Origin of the sequence: Pusillimonas sp. (assembly GCF_044464525.1) — a bacterium.
In the GTDB taxonomy this organism is placed as follows: Bacteria; Pseudomonadota; Gammaproteobacteria; order Burkholderiales; family Burkholderiaceae_B; genus Pusillimonas.
Map to the genome: position 1 here is coordinate 172675 of NZ_JBIQLE010000002.1, position 16719 is coordinate 189393.

The window sequence follows — 16719 nt, forward strand, 5'->3', positions numbered from 1 at the left end:
GGGGCTTCATGAACGCAATTCATCCTGTGCAAGACGGCCCGCTTGACGAAGCCTTGCGGCCCGACGCGGCGGCGCTGGTCGTCATCGACATGCAAAATGATTTTTGCGCGCCGGGCGGCTATATCGACACGGTCATGAGCAAAGACGTTTCGGCGGCGGCCGGCATTTGCGAGAATCTCACGCGCCTGGTGCAGGCCGCCCGTTCACGCAAGGTGCCTGTTATCTGGATCGCAGCCGATTACTCACACGAACGCATTCCCGCGTCGATGCTGCGCAAGCTAAGGCAACGGGGCATCACGGCTGTCTGCTGCGAGCCCGGTACCTGGGGCGCCGACTGGTTTTGCGTTCGTCCCGACGCCGGCGAAAAAGTCATCACCAAGCATAACTACAGTGGGTTCTCGGGCACTGATCTCGAACAAGCGCTACGCGCCCATAATGTCGAAACGCTGGTGCTTACCGGGGTGCAAACGCAAATATGCGTTGAATCCACGGCGCGCGAAGGCCATTCTCTAGGCTATACCTGCATTGTACCCAAGGATGCGGTGGCTTCGCATACGCCCCCCCTGCACGAAGCCAGCCTGATGAATATGCAATTCTTGTTCGGCGAGGTATGCACCACGCAAGACGTCGTGTCTGCATGGACGCACTCGCCCTCTCCTGTTTCAACCAACTGATAAAGAGCTTCTGAAATGCTACCTAAACGAATCAACCTCGATATTGTCCGCGAGTCCATGGGCGAGTATGCCGACACCAAGAAAAGCGCCGAAGAGCGCGGCAAAATCTATGAGGAACTGCTGGGCTTCGTGCCGCCCCGCATCGAGGCGCGCATGAACGTCACGGGCGCGCTCGACCCGAAGATGGTCGATCTTCAAGAGCAGATGCGCGAACACGCGATGTACCCAGAAAGCTTCGATGTAAAAACGACGCAACTGATGCTGTTTGGCATGCTGCTGATCACGCTTAGCGATGCGGCCATCCTGCATGGCATGGCGGCTCGGCGGGCGGGGGCCACCTGGAAGGAAATGCAGGATGTGGTCAACCTTACTTTCCTGTTCCGGGGGCTGTCGGCGGCCAACCGGGGTGCCGAGGTCCTGGCCAATATTGCAGAACGCGAGGCGGCGCAGGCGAATAAGTAATACTTCCTGGCTGTTTTACGCGCTTACCATGCGGCGCTTTGCTACTGGGCTTATTTGCTCGATGCGAAGCGCCGTTTTTTGGTTGGGTTCTTGAAGCGGCGTGGGGCGGAAGAGGTATTTTGGGCGCCGCTCCCGGCGGCCCGGCTTTGCCGGGCTTCCCTCCCACCCTGCCAATTTCGGAGCGCCCCTCGGCGGGCCCCCGAAAAACTCGCGGGCGGCGGACCATGGTCCGCCAAGCTTGCCCGCTCAAACAGTTCCGGGCTTGCCTCCCCGAAATTGCCACGGTGCTCGGCTTGGTCGGACGTCGCCCAAAATACCTCTTCCGCCCCACGCCTCGTTATGTCTGGTATTGGGGCGTTGATTAGAGCATTGGAAATTGTGACGGGCGATAGCTATAGGACGATCACCTTGCAATGTGTCGCGAGCTTGCCGTGCTGCGATGTGTTTGCCATGCGCGGCGTAACTACAAACCCCACGCAATAAGAACAAACCAAAGGGCGGGTCAGAATCCCCCGCCCCTGTTCAAAACACCATCAAGCCAAGCTTCAGTCGCCGGAAGCCGCGTCGTTATCGTAGATCTTCACGTACTCGAAATCACCCGGCTTGCTGTTGATGCCCACTCGCGGAGGCGCGATCCAGCTGGCGTATTTGCCCGGTTCGTATACCGGCTTCATCAGCGAATCGATGAAGTCGTGGTCCGCCTCGTTGCACAGCCACTCATCCCTGCGCGCCTCGAACTCTTCCGCCGATATGATTTCGCCCTCGGGCGTGATGTGGTGCCCGGCGAACTCACCGATTTTGCGATTGAAGCCCTTGTGCGGCTGGGTGAAGGCGAAGTCGACGCCGGCGTTGGCGATGACCTTGTTCCAGCGGTCGATGCCGCCCTGGCAATCCTTGATGTAGTCATCCAGCAAGCGGCTGTTGATCGCTGCCAGAGCGGGCTGCTCTTCGGTAACGATCTCCCCGTCGCGCACCGTCATCACCGGGTAGGTGTCGTTGGTCAGCACGTGGTCGTCGTCGATGCGCGTTTCCTCGTAGCGGCCTTTAAGCCCCGCGCTGAATAGCTCGGCTCCGTTGCTGGAGATTTCCGAACCGAACAGGTCGCGGGTCACCGACATGTGGAAGTTGGCCTTGCGCTGCAAGGTCGGCAGATCGACCACACCCAGGGCGCGGATGGCTTCAACGTCGTGTGGGTCCTTGATGCCGGCGGCGTTCATGGCCTTGACAGTGGCTTCCACGGTGCGGCCCACACCGGTTTCGCCGACAAACATGTGGTGCGCTTCTTCGGTCAGCATGAAGCGACAGGTGCGCGACAAAGGGTCGAAGCCCGATTGCGCCAGCGAGGCAAGCTGCATCTTGCCGTCGCGGTCGGTAAAGTAAGTGAACATGAAGAACGACAGCCAGTCGGGTGTGCGTTCATTAAACGCGCCGAGAATGCGGGGGTTGTTCTCATCCGCGGAACGACGCTCGAGCAGCCCCTTGGCTTCTTCGCGACCGTCACGGCCGAAATACTTGACCAGCAGATAAACCATGGCCCAGAGATGCCTGCCCTCTTCCACATTAACCTGGAACAGGTTGCGCAAGTCGTATAGCGATGGCGCCGTCTGACCCAGATAGCGCTGCTGCTCGACCGATGCGGGCTCGGTGTCGCCCTGTACGACGATAAGCCGGCGCAAAATCGAGCGGTACTCACCCGGCACCTCTTGCCATGCGGGCTCGCCCTTATGACGCCCAAAGGGGATGGTGCGCCCTTCTTCCTTGGGAGCCAGAAGGATGCCCCAGCGATAGTCCGGCATCTTTACATGGTCGAACACCGCCCAGCCGCTGGGATCAACCCCCACGGCGGTGCGCAGATAAACCTCGGCGTCGTGAAACCCCTCGGGGCCGGCCTCTTTCCACCAGTCGATGTAGTCGGGCTGCCAGGATTCGAGCGCCCGTTGCAATTGCAGGTCGCTGCTCAGATCGACGTTGTTGGGGATTTTTTCGTCATAATTGACTTCCACAAAATTTGTGCCGCGGATGGCTTCGCTTTCGCTCATGATGTTCTCCCGACGGGGTCTGCCGCCCCAAAGTTTTCATCGTGCATTTGCGGGATGGATTCCCGCCCTTTCGTCTTTATGCACTTTGATTCATGCAATGACGATTAAATGCATGATAATGCTCTTGGCAAAGTTGATTTTGATAAAAATCAAACTTTTGATTCGGAAGAAGCGGGGTTACGGGAACACAGCGGGCCGGCGGTTGTATTTATTGTTCACCCGTTATTTGCCTGCCGCAACCGCCACACGCTATTTGCCTGCCGAGACGGCCAATCTGGCAGGCTCGGCATCAAGCTGTGGCGGGCCGCTCGCGTTCGAAATGCCGATGATGCCCCAAGGCAGAGACAAAACACTGAATCGCCTTTGCATCGCTTTTGTTCGTTACGAAAACACCCGGCAGGGTCTCGTCCTGAGGGCTGATACCGGCCAGGCGCAACAGCGCCTCTGCATCCCGCGAAGCCCAAATGGTTTTCGAATGCAGGAACTGGTCAGTGATGAATTCACGTGCCTTGGGGTCGGCAGCCAGTATCTGCGCCGCCTTCCCACCCGGCGGGACGATGACTCCGTCGAACAAGACTCCCGGATGATTTTCAAGGGACGCATCGGCATCAATGGCTGGACCGCCCTGCTGCGTGACGGCGCCAATGTGCTGGCCGACCAAGCGAACGACAGCCCCCTGTTCCTGCAACACACGGGCGGTTTCCCAAACAGCCTTGCCATCTACACCGTCGGCCACCAGCACGGCTACTTTCCGGGCCTGGATGCCCACTTCGCCCGGGCGCGCCATGAGGGAAAGCGCAGGTGATAACTCCACTTCCGGCTTGGGAGGGTTGGCTAAGGCGGAAGGCATGGCTTCGGGCAGCTCCATGCCCAAGCCGTCGGCCACCTGGGCCGCAAGCTCTTCGGACGCATTGCGAAGCATGGCTACCACTCGCCTGCGCACCGCCGGCACCGTCACCTTGCTCAACTCGAAACGGAAAGCCGCTGCAATGTGGCGCTTCTCAGCTTCAGTCTGGCTGTTATAAAAGAGTGTCGCTTGGTTGTAATGCTCGGCGAATTTTTCCGGTTTGCCGCGTACCTCATCCTGCTCAACAGGCTCGGGAAACGACACGTAGCCTTCCATGCCCGCCTGGAAGGGACAGCCGCCGCCAAGAGAGTTGGGTTCATAAGCGGCACGACCACGATGGATCGCCTGGCGATGCATGCCGTCCCGCTGATTGTTCTGCACCGGAGCCAGGGGTGCATTGATAGGCAGCTCATGGAAATTGGGCCCGCCCAGGCGGCTGATCTGCGTGTCCACGTATGAGTGGATACGCCCGGCCAGCAGAGGGTCGTTGGTGAAATCTATGCCCGGTACAACATGGGCAGCGCAAAAAGCCACTTGCTCGGTCTCGGCAAAAAAGTTGTCGGGATTTCGATTCAGCACCATTTTTCCTATCGGCTGCAATGGGACGAGTTCCTCTGGAACAATCTTGGTCGAGTCCAGCACGTCGAAACTGAATTTCTCAGCGTCGCTTTCAGAAAAAGTCTGCACGCATAGCTCCCATTCGGGGTATGCGCCGGCCTCGATGGCCTCCCATAGGTCCCGCCGGTTGTAGTCGGGATCGGCCCCTGAGATCTTGACCGCTTCGTCCCACACCAGCGAGTGCGTGCCTTGTTTGGGATTCCAATGAAATTTAACGAAGATGGACTCGCCATCGGCATTGACGAAACGAAAGGTATGCACGCCGAACCCCTGCATCGTGCGAAAGCTTCGGGGGATCGCCCTGTCGGACATCTGCCACATCAGCATATGGGTCGACTCGGGCATCAGGGAGACGAAATCCCAGTACGTGTCATGGGCGGAAGCGGCCTGGGGCATCGCGTGATGCGGCTCTGGCTTGACGGAGTGCACCAGGTCCGGAAACTTCATGGCATCCTGAATGAAGAACACCGGCATATTGTTGCCCACCAGATCCCAGTTGCCTTCGTCGGTATAGAACTTGACGGCAAAGCCGCGCACATCTCTCGCTGTATCCTTAGAGCCGCGCTCTCCGGCAACCGTCGAGAACCGCACAAACACAGGGGTGATTTTTCCGGCCTCAGAAAACAAGGATGCCTGCGTCAATGCGGTCAAAGGCTCATAACATTCGAAATAGCCGTGTGCGCCCGATCCCCGGGCATGGACGACCCGTTCGGGAATGCGCTCGTGGTCGAAATGCGTGATTTTCTCGCGCAGTATGAAGTCCTTCAACAAGGCGGGCCCACGCAAACCGGCCTTCAGAGAATTCTGGTTGTCCGAAACCTTTACGCCTTGATTGGTGGTAAGAGCCTGTCCTTCCGGATCGGCGCGCACACGCTCCAGGCAGCCGCCCGCGGCGTTCACCCCGGGCTCGGCCGGGCCGCCATACTTTTCTGTGTGGTTTTTCTCCGCCAAGGTGCTGCCCGTGGCGTCGCGCGAGGCAGGTTCCACGGACGCGCCTTCTGGAGGCGCCAAAGCATTGGCATGCCCATGCTCGGCTTCCTTGTTGGGGTTATAAGGCATGTCCGAAGCCAGCTTGCCGACGGCGGCCGCTTTGGCCACGCCCTCGCCTGATCCCTTGCCAACGGCCGGATCACTGGCTGGGCCGCTGTCCGTCAGGTTGTATCCGGTTTCCGCTGCCTGCGCCTTTTTCCCAGGTGGGTCTTTCTTGGCCATTTGTCAGTCTCCTTGATAATGAAACGCAAGGCGGCCAACGCATATGCCGCGGTACCTTGCCCGCAGCCACGTTGGCCGCCAAGACGCCGCTGAACATAGCGGCCCCAATGCGGGAGTGTCCGGACGCCGGCAAAACGCCGGCGCCGACGCTATCTCTCTGTCAACGATTGTTGTCGAAGAATTCACTTACCTCACGCTCGGCTTCCTCGCGGGTCCTGCCATATTTTTCCTGTATCAGGCCCGCCAGCTGTTGGGCATCGCCTTTGGTTCTCGCCAACTCGTCGTCTGTAAGCTCGCCCCAAGCCGATTTGGCCTTTCCTGATAGCTGCTTCCATTGACCTTCAATTGTGTCTTTGTTCATGCTTGAACTCCTGTTAGAAATTATCGGCTTGTTTTTACCGCGTGCACCTTGCCGCGTCCTTCGAAACACGCGCGCGGATGCATGCGCCGCCAATGAGGCAGATGGTCCGGGCTTTCACCTGCCTCTGGGCTCATGCATCCACACAAGCTACAAAGCAAGCGCCGTACCCGCGGCCAGCAATGAGGTGGCGGAATCACATTGCTCTCAAGACGCCGCGCAATGAGCACTGCATGCTTTGCAATGCAATGCGTTATTGGTAATCTTGGTGACAGATGTTGATGCAATACAGTCGGGGCTTTCCGGCCATTCCCAAAGCGCCAGGGAAAATCGTCGCCAAAGCCGTGGTCTGTTTCTCGGAGCCCGCATGAAATACGTTGACTATTACAAAGTGCTTGGCGTCGGCAGGGATGCCTCGCAGGACGAAATCAAAAAAGCCTATCGCAAGCTGGCGCACCAATACCACCCCGACGTCTCCAAAGAACCCGACGCCGATCACAAGTTCAAAGAAGTGGCCGAAGCCTACGCCACATTGAAGGACCCTGAAAAAAGAGCGGCGTACGACGCCCTGGGCCGACACCCCCAAGGCGAGGATTTTGTTCCGCCACATCAATGGCAGCAACATTTTCATGAAGAGTCGGCCGATTTTTCCGACGTCGACCTGGCCGACCTGATGGCTGCATTCGCCGCCGCCCAGCAGGCCGAGCAGCAGGCTCGCGCACGCCGCCCCTTAAATGGCCAGGATTTTGAAACCGCCCTGCCCGTCACCCTCGAACAGGTTTATGACGGCGCCGAGACCGATCTGACAATATCTCTGCCCGATTACGATGCGCAAGGCATGCCACGCCGCAGCCTCAAGACTTACCGTATCCGGGTGCCCAAGGGCGCCTCCGACGGCCAAAGGCTGCGTCTGCCCAACAAGGGCGGACCAGGGTTCAACGGCGGTCGGGCAGGCGACCTGTACGTCACGATGCAGTTCCAGCCTCACCCGCTGTACCGGGTGAGCGAACGCGACCTCTACATCGATCTTCCTCTGTCTCCATGGGAGGCCGCCCTGGGCGCAACGGTCGAAGTACCTACACCAGGAGGCACCGTGGAAATGAAGATACCCGAAGGCACGGTCGCCGGTCGCAAGCTGCGCCTGTCAGGGCGGGGGCTCCCTGACGCATCGGGCAAGCACGGCGACCTGTACGCCATCATCAAGATCGATGTTCCCGCCAAGCCCTCGGCACGCGAACGCGAGCTTTTGCAGCAGCTTGCCGCCGAATCCAGCTTCAACCCCCGTTCCTACCTGGGAGCACGCTCATGAATACCCACATCACGGAAAGCATCTGGCTCAATACCTCGGATATCTGCTCATTCGAACATGTGGTCGAGGTTTCGGGCCTAAGCGCCCAAGAGCTGCGCGAACTCATCGAGATCGGCATCATCGAGCCATCGAACACCGATGCTGACAATTATTTTTTTCATACCCATTGCATCGTAATGGCGCGCAAGGCCCGCCGGCTGCGCGACGATTTCGAACTCGACACGCGCGGATTAACGCTGGCGTTAAGTTTGCTGCGCCGCATGGACGACCTGGAAACCGAAATAGCACGCTTGCGCGCCCGGCTGGTACGCTGACGGCGCCGACCCCGAACACACTAGCTCAAGGCGGTATCCAGCACCATCATGAGCACAAAGCCGATCATGAGGCCGCCAGTGGCCCAGGCCTCATGCCCTTGGCGATGTGATTCAGGAATGATCTCGTGGCTGATGACAAACAGCATGGCGCCGGCGGCAGCTGCCAGGCCCCATGGCAGCAAGGCATTCGACAAGCCCAGCAGCACGACGCCCAGCACGGCTGCCAGCGGTTCGATAAGCCCCGACAGCACCGCGATGCCGGCTGAAAGCCAGCGGCTGTAACCCGCCGAACACAAGGCCAGGGCCACCACCATGCCCTCTGGAATATCCTGAATGGAAATGCCCGCTGCAAGCGATTGCGCACCAATGATATCGGTACCGGCAAACGCGACGCCTATGGCCAGACCCTCGGGGAAGTTATGCAGCATGATGGCCAGTGCAAACAGCCAGGCACGCCTCATTGCGCGCGCGCGGCCTCCTTCGACCCCTTTGACAAAATGCTCGTGCGGCGTGAGCTTGTCGATTAAAAACAAGACACCGGCGCCAAGCAATATGCCTAAACCGACCAAACCACTTGCGCCCCAAGAGCCAGCCCCCTGCTCACCGGCGACATTGAGGGCCGGTATGATCAATGAAAACCCGCTGGCGGCCAGCATGACTCCGGCGCCAAAGCCCAACATGGTGTCAATAAAACGCTGAGAATACGTGCGAGCGAAGAGCAATGGCAAGGTACCCAGCGTTGTCGCGCCGGCCGCGGCCATTCCACCCAGAAAAGCACCCTTCATGGCCCGGTTTCCGGACTGGATTTCCTGGTAAACATGAAAGCACAAAAGACACAGCAACAATCCGACCAAGATCCACAGCCAGCGCGCCCGCAGAATGGACAGGACCGATGCCCTTGGATTGCCTTGGATTACTGTTGCGGGTTTGCTCATAGTGTGCCTTCCGGCCCTTTGGCGCCCTGATATATGGGCGCCTCGTGCTCTTGAAGGATGCTGGAAAATGCGCTGGCCGCCGGAGACAAAGGCCGTTGCGCACGCTTAAGAAGAAATAAAGGGCGTTTATACCCGCCGGCCTTGCAAGTATTCATGGTAGCCAGACGCCCCAGGGCGAGCAAGTCTTGGATCACCACTTCGGGCAGCATTGCAACACCCAGACCCTGCGCCACCGAGCGGGCAATGCCCTCGTTGCTTCCGATTTCCACACTGCGGTCGCACTGTACGCCTTCCGCGCGCAGCAGGCGTTCGGCCACTTCGCGCGTGCCCGAGCCAGGCTCGCGCACCAGCCACCGGGCACGGCTCAAGCGCCTGGAATCCAGCTCTTCAACGCCGGCCATGTCCGTGCCCGGCGCGGTCACCAGAAGAAGAGACTCTTCCCTCCATCTTAAAGAGCTGATGCCGGGGTCGTTCACCCCGCCTTCGACCACGGCGACGTCGACTTCGCAGTCGAGCAAGCCCTGGCTGATTACGGCTGTATTGCCCACCACGACATGCAGGTCGATATCGGGAAAATTATCGGCGAACAATGCGAGGTAGGCGGGCAGCCAATAGCCCGCCACCGTGGTGCTGGCGCCCACTGTCAATGTGCCTTTTTGCATGCCTGTGCGAGCCCCAAGATCGTCCAGGGCGGCGCGTTCGAGGGCGAATATACCGCGGGCGTGCTCGTACAGCGCCCGCCCCGCCTCGGTCAATCGCAGGCCGCGCCCCCCCTTTCCTCGCGCCCCGCCCCGCTCGATCAGCGCCAGGCCAAGCTGGTCTTCGAGTTCGCGCACGGCTTTGGACGCTGCCGATTGGCTGATGTGCAACAGCTCTGCGCCACGCGAGAAACTGCCGCGGGTTGCCACTGTGAAAAAAACTCGAGTCAGATGAAGATTCAGGCGCATGGCTATAGGTTATGAATTTAACTCATGAATTCTTGAGAAATGGGTATTGGACTCATATTACTGCAATCTATAAGCTTAAGCCTTGAATTGATGTAACGTTTTACAGGCCTTCCCTCGCATGACGCAGTCCGCCACCCTATCCTCCACCCTCTTCGCTCCGCTGACCCGCCCGGGTCTGGCAGCAGGCCTGGCTCTTACCGCGGCGCTGGCCGCGGCGGCCATCCTCCTGGCGCAAACCTCGTGGCTTGTCCAGGCCGGCGTTAGTGCACTTACCTTGGCCATCGTGTTGGGCATGGTGGCGGGCAATTCTTTCTTTCCGGCCATTGCCGTTCGCACAGGCGCCGGGGTCGATTTTTCCAAGAACATCCTGCTGCGAGCCGGCATCGTCCTGTTCGGCTTTCGTATCACTTTTCAGGATATCGCCCAAGTCGGCTGGAGCGGCGTGCTGGTGGCAGCCCTGGTGGTGGGCTGTACTTTCATGTTGGCGGTCCTTGTCGGTACCCGGGTCTTCCGCCTGGACAAACAAACCTCCATGCTCATCGGCGCGGGCAGCGCTATTTGCGGCGCGGCGGCCGTTATGGCCGCCGAACCCGTCGTCAAGGGCCATGCCCACAATGTCGCCGTGGCGGTGGCCACAGTCGTGGTGTTCGGCACCGTATCCATGTTCGCCTATCCTTTTTTATATCCGCTTCTGGGCATGACGGAACAGGCCTTCGGTATCTACGTCGGCTCAACCATCCACGAAGTCGCCCAGGTCGTCGCGGCCGGCGCAGCCGTCAGCGACGCCGTGGCGTCCACGGCCGTCATTGAAAAAATGATAAGGGTGATGATGCTTGCGCCATTCCTGGTGCTGCTGTCGCTTGCCATAGCTCGCAAAACCGGGGGCGCCGCAGGGGGGCGTGTCGTTGTGCCCTGGTTCGCAGTATGGTTTGTGGCGGCCGCCGGCATCAACTCATTGCAGATTGTGCCCGCCCCGGTGGTGCAAGGCATCTTGCACCTGGATGCGGTCCTGTTGGCCATGGCCATGGCCGCGCTGGGCCTGCGCACACGTATAGCGTCGCTGCGCGAAGCGGGCCTGCGGCCGATTTTGCTGGCGGCCCTGCTATTCATCTTCTTGGTATTGGGTGGCTACGGCATCAATATCGCTGTAATGTCGCTGTTCAACTGAGGCGCCCACGCCTGCCGGCAACCCAAAAGCCTCTACGCCGCTCGAAACATATAGCCTTGTTTCCGGAACTCTTCAAGCCGGTTGTATAGAGTCTTGGGGCTGATGCCCAGCGCGATGGCCGTGCGACGCTTGTCGCCTCCGTAGTAATCAAGAGTAGCCATGATAATGGCACGCTGTGCCGAATCAAGCCGCGTGCCCACGGCAATTTTAAGCAACCCATGCTTGACGTCGGGCCGCCCAGGCTTCGCGTCGGCGTTCAATGGAGGAATTTCGACTTGGTTGTCGGCAAGGATGAACGCCCGCATGACGGTGTTCTTGAGTTCGCGGACATTTCCAGGCCAATGATAGCTTTCCAGGTGAAACAAGGCGTCTGGTGCAAACACTTTATTCGTTCCCTCGTGCTCGTTCAGCTCTTGGAGAAACCGCTGGGCGAGGTAGGGAATGTCGCTTTTGCGTTCGCGTAGCGACGGCACCCGCACGGGAAACACCGCGAGCCTGTACAGCAGGTCGGATCGGAAGGTGCGGGCCTCGACCGCCGACTTGGGGTCGCGGTTTGTTGCAGCGATAATGCGCACATTCACTTTTTTCTGCTCGGAGCCTCCGACACTGTGATAGGTGCCGTTTTCGAGTACACGCAGCAACTGCACCTGCATGGCCAACGGCATTTCGGTAATTTCGTCCAGGAAAAGCGTACCCATGTGGGCACGTCCGAAACAGCCTTCGGTACTGCTGACTGCGCCCGTGAAACTGCCTTTTTCGTGCCCGAAGAGCTCGCTTTCGGCCAGCGAGGGACTGATTGCGCCGCAGTTGATGGCTACAAAGGGCTGCTTGCGGCGCGAACTTCGTCCGTGAATGGCGCGCGCAACCACTTCTTTTCCTGTGCCGCTTTCACCAATGACCAATACGCTGGCGGATGTTGGAGCCGCTTTGACGATCGACCGCGCCAAACGAAAGGCGGCCGAGGAATGTCCAAGGAATCGTGAGGTTTTAATCATGAAAAAGACAGGTTTGAATCAGACACGACGACATGTCCTTATTCCGGTGAATAGTAAAGCGTGAACGCGTTCGATCAAATTAGTATTAGTATCGAGAATGTAACAACACAGGCCTATGAATTGAATCCCGCCCAATTCATGAATAGCCGCAATAAATAGGCCACCAACCCCAAGGCCGCCACCCCTAGAACCCAGAACAACGCCATCCATCCCAGGCGTGTTGCCCATTGCCGCTGCCGCTCATCGGGAGCGCTCATTAGTGGTAACCCTCGCCCGGTCGGACCTTGCCACGAAAAACGTAGTACGACCATCCGGTGTACATAAGGATGAACGGTATGATCAGCAAGGCGCCCACCAGGGTGAAGCCCTGGCTTTGCGCAGGCCCCGAAGCTTCCCAAATGGAGATGTCCGGAGGAATGACATTGGGCCAAATACTGATGCCCAATCCGCTATACCCCAAGAAAATTAACGCGAGCGTCAGTAAGAAAGGCCCCGAATGCGGTTCGCGCCCGAGCATTCGCAGCAAGTAGTATGCCGATACCGCCACAAGTACCGGCACCGGCGCGAACCAGAACAGGTTTGGCAGGCTGAACCAGCGATCGGCAATTGACTCATGGATCAGCGGCGTCCAGATACTGATCACCACGATAACGCCCAGCAATACAAAGGTAAGCGGGCGGGCCAGCGAACGCATGCGGTCATACAGCAGCCCGTCTGTCTTCACAATGAGCCAGGTGCAGCCCAGCAGCGCATAGGCGACGATCAGGCCCAGCCCGGTGAAAATGGAAAACGGCGTAATCCAATCGAGCACTCCGCCGGCGTAGCCCCGGTCGACCACCGGGAGCCCATTCATGTATGCGCCCAGCACCACTCCCTGGAAAAACGTGGCGCAGAACGATCCGAAGATGAAGGCCTTGTCCCACCAATGCCTTTTTGCGGGCTCGGCCTTGAAACGAAACTCGAAAGCCACTCCGCGAAATATCAAACCCAGCAGCATGAAGATCAGGGGCAGCATGAAAGCATGCAAAATCACTGCATAGGCCAACGGAAAGGCGGCCAACAAGCCCGCGCCCCCCAAAACAAGCCACGTCTCGTTGCCATCCCAGACTGGAGCAACGGTGTTCATCATGACGTCACGATCATGGGCGTCGGGCATGAACGGAAACAATATTCCTATGCCCAGATCGAAGCCGTCCATGATGACATACATGAGTATGCCGAAAAGGATGATAATCGCCCATAGCAGTGCCAGATCGATCCCCATGTCTTATCCCCTTTCCACATTGGCCTTGCTTTCGTCCGCAGCCGACATCGGCCGTGCGGGTGTGCGTCGTTCGCCGGGGCCGCCTTCTTGAGGTTCATGGCTTTGCGGCCCCGTGCGTATCAGGCGCAAGATATACACGATGCCCGCACCGAACAGAATAAAATACACGATGACGAACAGGGCAAGCGCCAGCCCGACCTCGGATGCGCTATGCGGGGTAACGGCATCAGCGGTGCGCATTACGCCATAAATGATCCATGGCTGCCGACCGATTTCGGTGGTGTACCAGCCGGCAAGCAATGCCACGAGCCCAGAGGTTCCCATATATAGTGCGAACCTATGCAGCGCGCGCTGACGGTAAAGGCTGCCGCGCCAGCGCGCCCAAGCGCCCCATACTGCCAATGCAATCATCAGCAGCCCCAGCCCCACCATGATCCGAAAGGTCCAGAACACCACAGTGGCGTTGGGCCGATCTTCAGGAGCGAATTCTTTAAGCCCCTGAAACTGGCCATCCCAACTATGAGTAAGGATGAGGCTGCCCAAATGGGGAATCTCGACCGCAAAGCGGTTTCGCTCCTCTTTCATGTCCGGCCAGCCGAACAAGGTCAGTGGAACTGCTTCGCCGGGCTTGTTCTCCCAGTGGCCCTCGATGGCCGCGATCTTGGCCGGCTGATGCTTGAGCGTGTTAAGGCCGTGAAAGTCTCCCACCACCGCTTGCAAAGGGGCCACGAGAAGCAGCATCCACATCGCCATGGACAACATCTTTCGCACAGCGGGATTATCATTGCCGCGCAATAGATGCCAACCTGCCGAAGCCGCCACCATTAAGGCGGTGGCCAGATATGCGGCCAAGGTCATGTGCACCAGACGATATGGAAAAGACGGGTTGAATATGACGGCCAGCCAATCGACCGGCACGACTTGGTTATTGATGATTTCGTAGCCTTGCGGGGTATGCATCCAGCTGTTGGAGGCAAGGATCCAGGTAGCGGAAATCAAGGTGCCCAAGGCAACCATGACAGTCGAGAAAAAGTGCAGCCCCGGCCCGACGCGCTTCCAGCCAAACAGCATGACCCCCAGAAACCCGGCCTCGAGGAAAAAGGCGGTAAGCACTTCGTATGCCAGCAATGGGCCGGTGATGCCTCCGGCAAACTCTGAAAAAACGCTCCAGTTGGTGCCGAACTGATAGGCCATGACGACCCCCGATACGACCCCCATGCCGAAGTTGACGGCGAAGACCTTCACCCAAAAATGATAGAGATTGCGATAAGTAACGTTGGATGTGCGCAACCAACAGGCTTCAAGCACAGCCAGATAGCTGGCAAGACCAATGGTGATGGCCGGGAAGATGATGTGGAAGGATATCGTGAAGCCAAACTGAATGCGGGACAACATCAAGGCGTCGAGATCCATTCCTGCGCTCCTGTAGGACGAAAATCGGTATGGGGCATAGGCCGGGTGCGAACAGCCAGGTGGCTGCGAGACCGCAAACGACGGGCCAAAGCCATCTCATCCACGACACTATAGCGCCAGAAAGAGTTCTGGACCAGAGCGGAAACAGCGCTTGCGCGTGCACCGGCCGCAGAAGTCCGGGCATGCCGTTTGCAGTGGCTTGCACTTACAAACCGCAGGAGCGCCGCATGGCAGCCACACCACATCTTGCCGCTCGGAAATCCAAATATCGTATCGCTGTCGCTTTTCCACGGCGGCAAAACAGCTCACGCCACGAAGTAGCTTCGCAAGACGCACTGGCGCGCAAGCTCGCCGACGTGCTGCAACTGGATTTCGTCCAGGACTATCAGCCTGAGGCGATGCTCTCCTCCGGCGGCATCTATTATGTGCCGGCACAGACCCTGGTGCGTGTAAACGCGATGCACGGCGCTCCGCCCTACTTTCAGGATATTCAAGACGCCGAAGACTTGTTCGGGGGTCTCGTCCCTTATGAGTTCGTTGCGACCAAGGCGATCACCCACGGTTTGCTCAATCCGGGTGCTGCGGCCCCCGAGGGTTGGAGCCATGACTTCGGGCAGCAAGTGGCGCACGCTACGCTGGCCGGCATCACCGTGTTCAGCATGACAGACGCAAGGCTCGCGGGAATTCGGCTTTTGGCGCTTGGGCCCATACGCATCAAGCCGGTCCAGGCTAGCGGCGGCCGCGGCCAGCTCGTAATATCAGACCGCCGCCAACTCGATCAAGCGCTGGCGGGCCAGAATGACGATGAATTGGCCAAGTGGGGTTTGGTACTGGAGGAGCATCTTCAAGACGTAGAAACCTATAGTGTGGGTCAGGCGCGTGCCGGGGGCGTGGAGTTGTCGTACGTAGGCACTCAGTCGCTCACACCCGACAACGAAGCACAGCCGGTTTACGGCGGATCGGCTTTGCTATGCGTACGCGGCGGTTACGAGGACTTGATGGCATTGCCATTGGACGAGCCCCAGCGTCAAGCTGTACGTCTGGCGCGCCAGTATGATGCGGCGGCCCAGCGCTGCTGGCCCGCCTTGCTCGCCTCGCGGCGCAACTACGACGTGGCTCGAGGCAAAGATGCGCGAGGACGCATCAAGATGGGCGTCCTGGAGCAAAGCTGGCGCGCGGGAGGCGCAAGCTTTGCCGAAGCCTGCGCGCTGGGGGCTTTTCGGGCGGAGCCCAAGCGCGCCGTGGCCAAGGCCTATACCTGCGAACGTTACGGCAAGGGCTATCGGCCGCCCGACACCGTTCAAATCATCTATCAGGGCGACGACCCGGCAACCGGGTTCATCACCAAATACGGCGCAATCGAACCTCATGGGCACCCTTAGTGAAACCATCCTGATTCCCGTCGAAGGACAGAATATCGCTGGTACTTTTCTTGAGCCGTCGAATAAAGTGCCCGGTGTCCTGTTCGTACACGGCTGGGGCGGCAGTCAAGACTTCGACCTGCGACGGGCGCGCGGGCTTGCCGGCCTGGGCTGCGTATGCCTTACCTTTGATTTGCGCGGACATGCGGCCACGCTGGAGCAGCAGATGAAGGTTTCGCGCGAGGACAACCTGCGCGACGTCGTGGCCGCCTATGATTCTTTAGCGGCCCACCCCGCGATCGATTCTTCGGCCATCGCCGTGGTGGGCAGCAGCTACGGCGGCTATCTGGCCGCCATCCTGACCAGCATGCGGTCGGTAAAATGGCTGGCCCTGCACGTGCCCGCTCTGTATCGCGACGACGAATGGATGTTGCCAAAGCGGCAACTCAATCGCGAAAGCCTTGCCGCCTACCGGAAAAGCACAGTGACGCCAAACGACAACCGGGCTTTGGCGGCGTGCCGCCGTTTCGCAGGCGACGTCCTGATCGTGGAGGCCGAGCACGACGACTTCGTGCCGCATTCCACCATCATGAACTACCGAACGGCTTTCCGCGTAGCGCATTCTCTTACTCACCGAACCGTCGACGACGCAGATCATGCGTTAACCCAAAAAGAAGCCCAACGCTCATACACCTCGATACTGCTCAACTGGGCAACCGAAATGGTGGTGGGCGCACGCACTTCTTCGGCACGGGTATGAAAATTGCTTTGAGACTGGGCATACAGCTACGATGGAGCATTGC

Annotated in this window: 16 protein-coding genes; 7 read left to right on the forward strand and 9 right to left on the reverse strand. The window is 59.0% G+C overall.

From position 1 onward, the window contains the following. The first annotated feature begins 8 nt into the window (after positions 1-8). A complete protein-coding gene (locus tag ACIY1O_RS02035) occupies positions 9-674 on the forward strand; it encodes a cysteine hydrolase family protein (RefSeq protein WP_397473402.1) in 666 nt (221 codons plus the stop codon). A 15-nt stretch (positions 675-689) separates the two neighbouring features. After that, the gene (locus tag ACIY1O_RS02040; protein WP_397473403.1) at positions 690-1136 is read left to right on the forward strand and encodes a carboxymuconolactone decarboxylase family protein; all 447 of its coding nucleotides are present in this window, start codon (positions 690-692) and stop codon (positions 1134-1136) included. A 545-nt stretch (positions 1137-1681) separates the two neighbouring features. On the opposite strand, the gene boxB is transcribed toward ACIY1O_RS02040, so the two are convergent. From boxB to ACIY1O_RS02055, 3 genes are all read right to left on the reverse strand, one after another. Beyond that, on the reverse strand, positions 1682-3175 hold the full coding sequence (gene boxB / locus ACIY1O_RS02045; RefSeq protein ID WP_397473404.1) for a benzoyl-CoA 2,3-epoxidase subunit BoxB: 1494 nt from the start codon (positions 3173-3175) through the stop codon (positions 1682-1684). A gap of 289 nt (positions 3176-3464) precedes the next feature. Further along, complete coding sequence (locus tag ACIY1O_RS02050; protein ID WP_397473405.1) at positions 3465-5852, reverse strand: catalase; 2388 nt, start codon at positions 5850-5852, stop codon at positions 3465-3467. 160 nt (positions 5853-6012) lie between these two features. Continuing rightward, the gene (locus ACIY1O_RS02055; RefSeq protein WP_397473406.1) at positions 6013-6213 is read right to left on the reverse strand and encodes a CsbD family protein; all 201 of its coding nucleotides are present in this window, start codon (positions 6211-6213) and stop codon (positions 6013-6015) included. A gap of 364 nt (positions 6214-6577) precedes the next feature. Between ACIY1O_RS02055 and ACIY1O_RS02060 the strand changes: the two genes are divergently transcribed. After that, positions 6578-7519, forward strand: a complete 942-nt coding sequence (locus ACIY1O_RS02060) for a DnaJ C-terminal domain-containing protein (RefSeq protein WP_397473407.1) — start codon at positions 6578-6580, stop codon at positions 7517-7519. Continuing rightward, positions 7516-7833 carry a chaperone modulator CbpM gene (locus ACIY1O_RS02065; RefSeq protein WP_397473408.1) on the forward strand — a complete coding sequence of 106 codons (318 nt, stop codon included), beginning with the start codon at positions 7516-7518 and terminating at the stop codon, positions 7831-7833. Before ACIY1O_RS02060 ends, ACIY1O_RS02065 begins: the two co-directional genes overlap by 4 nt. A gap of 20 nt (positions 7834-7853) precedes the next feature. Here ACIY1O_RS02065 and ACIY1O_RS02070 read toward each other — a convergent pair whose 3' ends face one another. Beyond that, complete coding sequence (locus tag ACIY1O_RS02070; protein ID WP_397473409.1) at positions 7854-8768, reverse strand: ZIP family metal transporter; 915 nt, start codon at positions 8766-8768, stop codon at positions 7854-7856. Then, positions 8765-9715, reverse strand: a complete 951-nt coding sequence (locus tag ACIY1O_RS02075; protein WP_397473410.1) for a LysR substrate-binding domain-containing protein — start codon at positions 9713-9715, stop codon at positions 8765-8767. Before ACIY1O_RS02075 ends, ACIY1O_RS02070 begins: the two co-directional genes overlap by 4 nt. Positions 9716-9833: 118 nt before the next feature. On the opposite strand from ACIY1O_RS02075, the gene ACIY1O_RS02080 reads away from it, so the two are divergent. Further along, positions 9834-10883, forward strand: a complete 1050-nt coding sequence (locus ACIY1O_RS02080) for a YeiH family protein (RefSeq protein ID WP_397473411.1) — start codon at positions 9834-9836, stop codon at positions 10881-10883. A 32-nt stretch (positions 10884-10915) separates the two neighbouring features. Here ACIY1O_RS02080 and ACIY1O_RS02085 read toward each other — a convergent pair whose 3' ends face one another. From ACIY1O_RS02085 to ACIY1O_RS02100, 4 genes are all read right to left on the reverse strand, one after another. After that, the gene (locus ACIY1O_RS02085; protein ID WP_397473412.1) at positions 10916-11878 is read right to left on the reverse strand and encodes a sigma-54 interaction domain-containing protein; all 963 of its coding nucleotides are present in this window, start codon (positions 11876-11878) and stop codon (positions 10916-10918) included. 113 nt (positions 11879-11991) lie between these two features. After that, complete coding sequence (locus ACIY1O_RS02090) at positions 11992-12135, reverse strand: DUF2474 domain-containing protein (RefSeq protein WP_397473413.1); 144 nt, start codon at positions 12133-12135, stop codon at positions 11992-11994. After that, positions 12135-13142, reverse strand: coding sequence for a cytochrome d ubiquinol oxidase subunit II (gene cydB, locus ACIY1O_RS02095; protein WP_397473414.1), 1008 nt, complete (start codon positions 13140-13142; stop codon positions 12135-12137). The genes ACIY1O_RS02090 and cydB overlap by 1 nt, the downstream gene beginning before the upstream one ends. A gap of 3 nt (positions 13143-13145) precedes the next feature. Further along, positions 13146-14555 (reverse strand): cytochrome ubiquinol oxidase subunit I, encoded by a 1410-nt coding sequence (locus ACIY1O_RS02100; protein WP_397473415.1) that lies wholly within the window; start codon positions 14553-14555, stop codon positions 13146-13148. A 227-nt stretch (positions 14556-14782) separates the two neighbouring features. On the opposite strand from ACIY1O_RS02100, the gene ACIY1O_RS02105 reads away from it, so the two are divergent. Then, positions 14783-15937 carry a DUF3182 family protein gene (locus ACIY1O_RS02105; RefSeq protein WP_397473416.1) on the forward strand — a complete coding sequence of 385 codons (1155 nt, stop codon included), beginning with the start codon at positions 14783-14785 and terminating at the stop codon, positions 15935-15937. Then, complete coding sequence (locus ACIY1O_RS02110) at positions 15924-16676, forward strand: alpha/beta hydrolase family protein (protein ID WP_397473417.1); 753 nt, start codon at positions 15924-15926, stop codon at positions 16674-16676. The genes ACIY1O_RS02105 and ACIY1O_RS02110 overlap by 14 nt, the downstream gene beginning before the upstream one ends. The last annotated feature ends 43 nt before the right edge of the window (positions 16677-16719 follow it).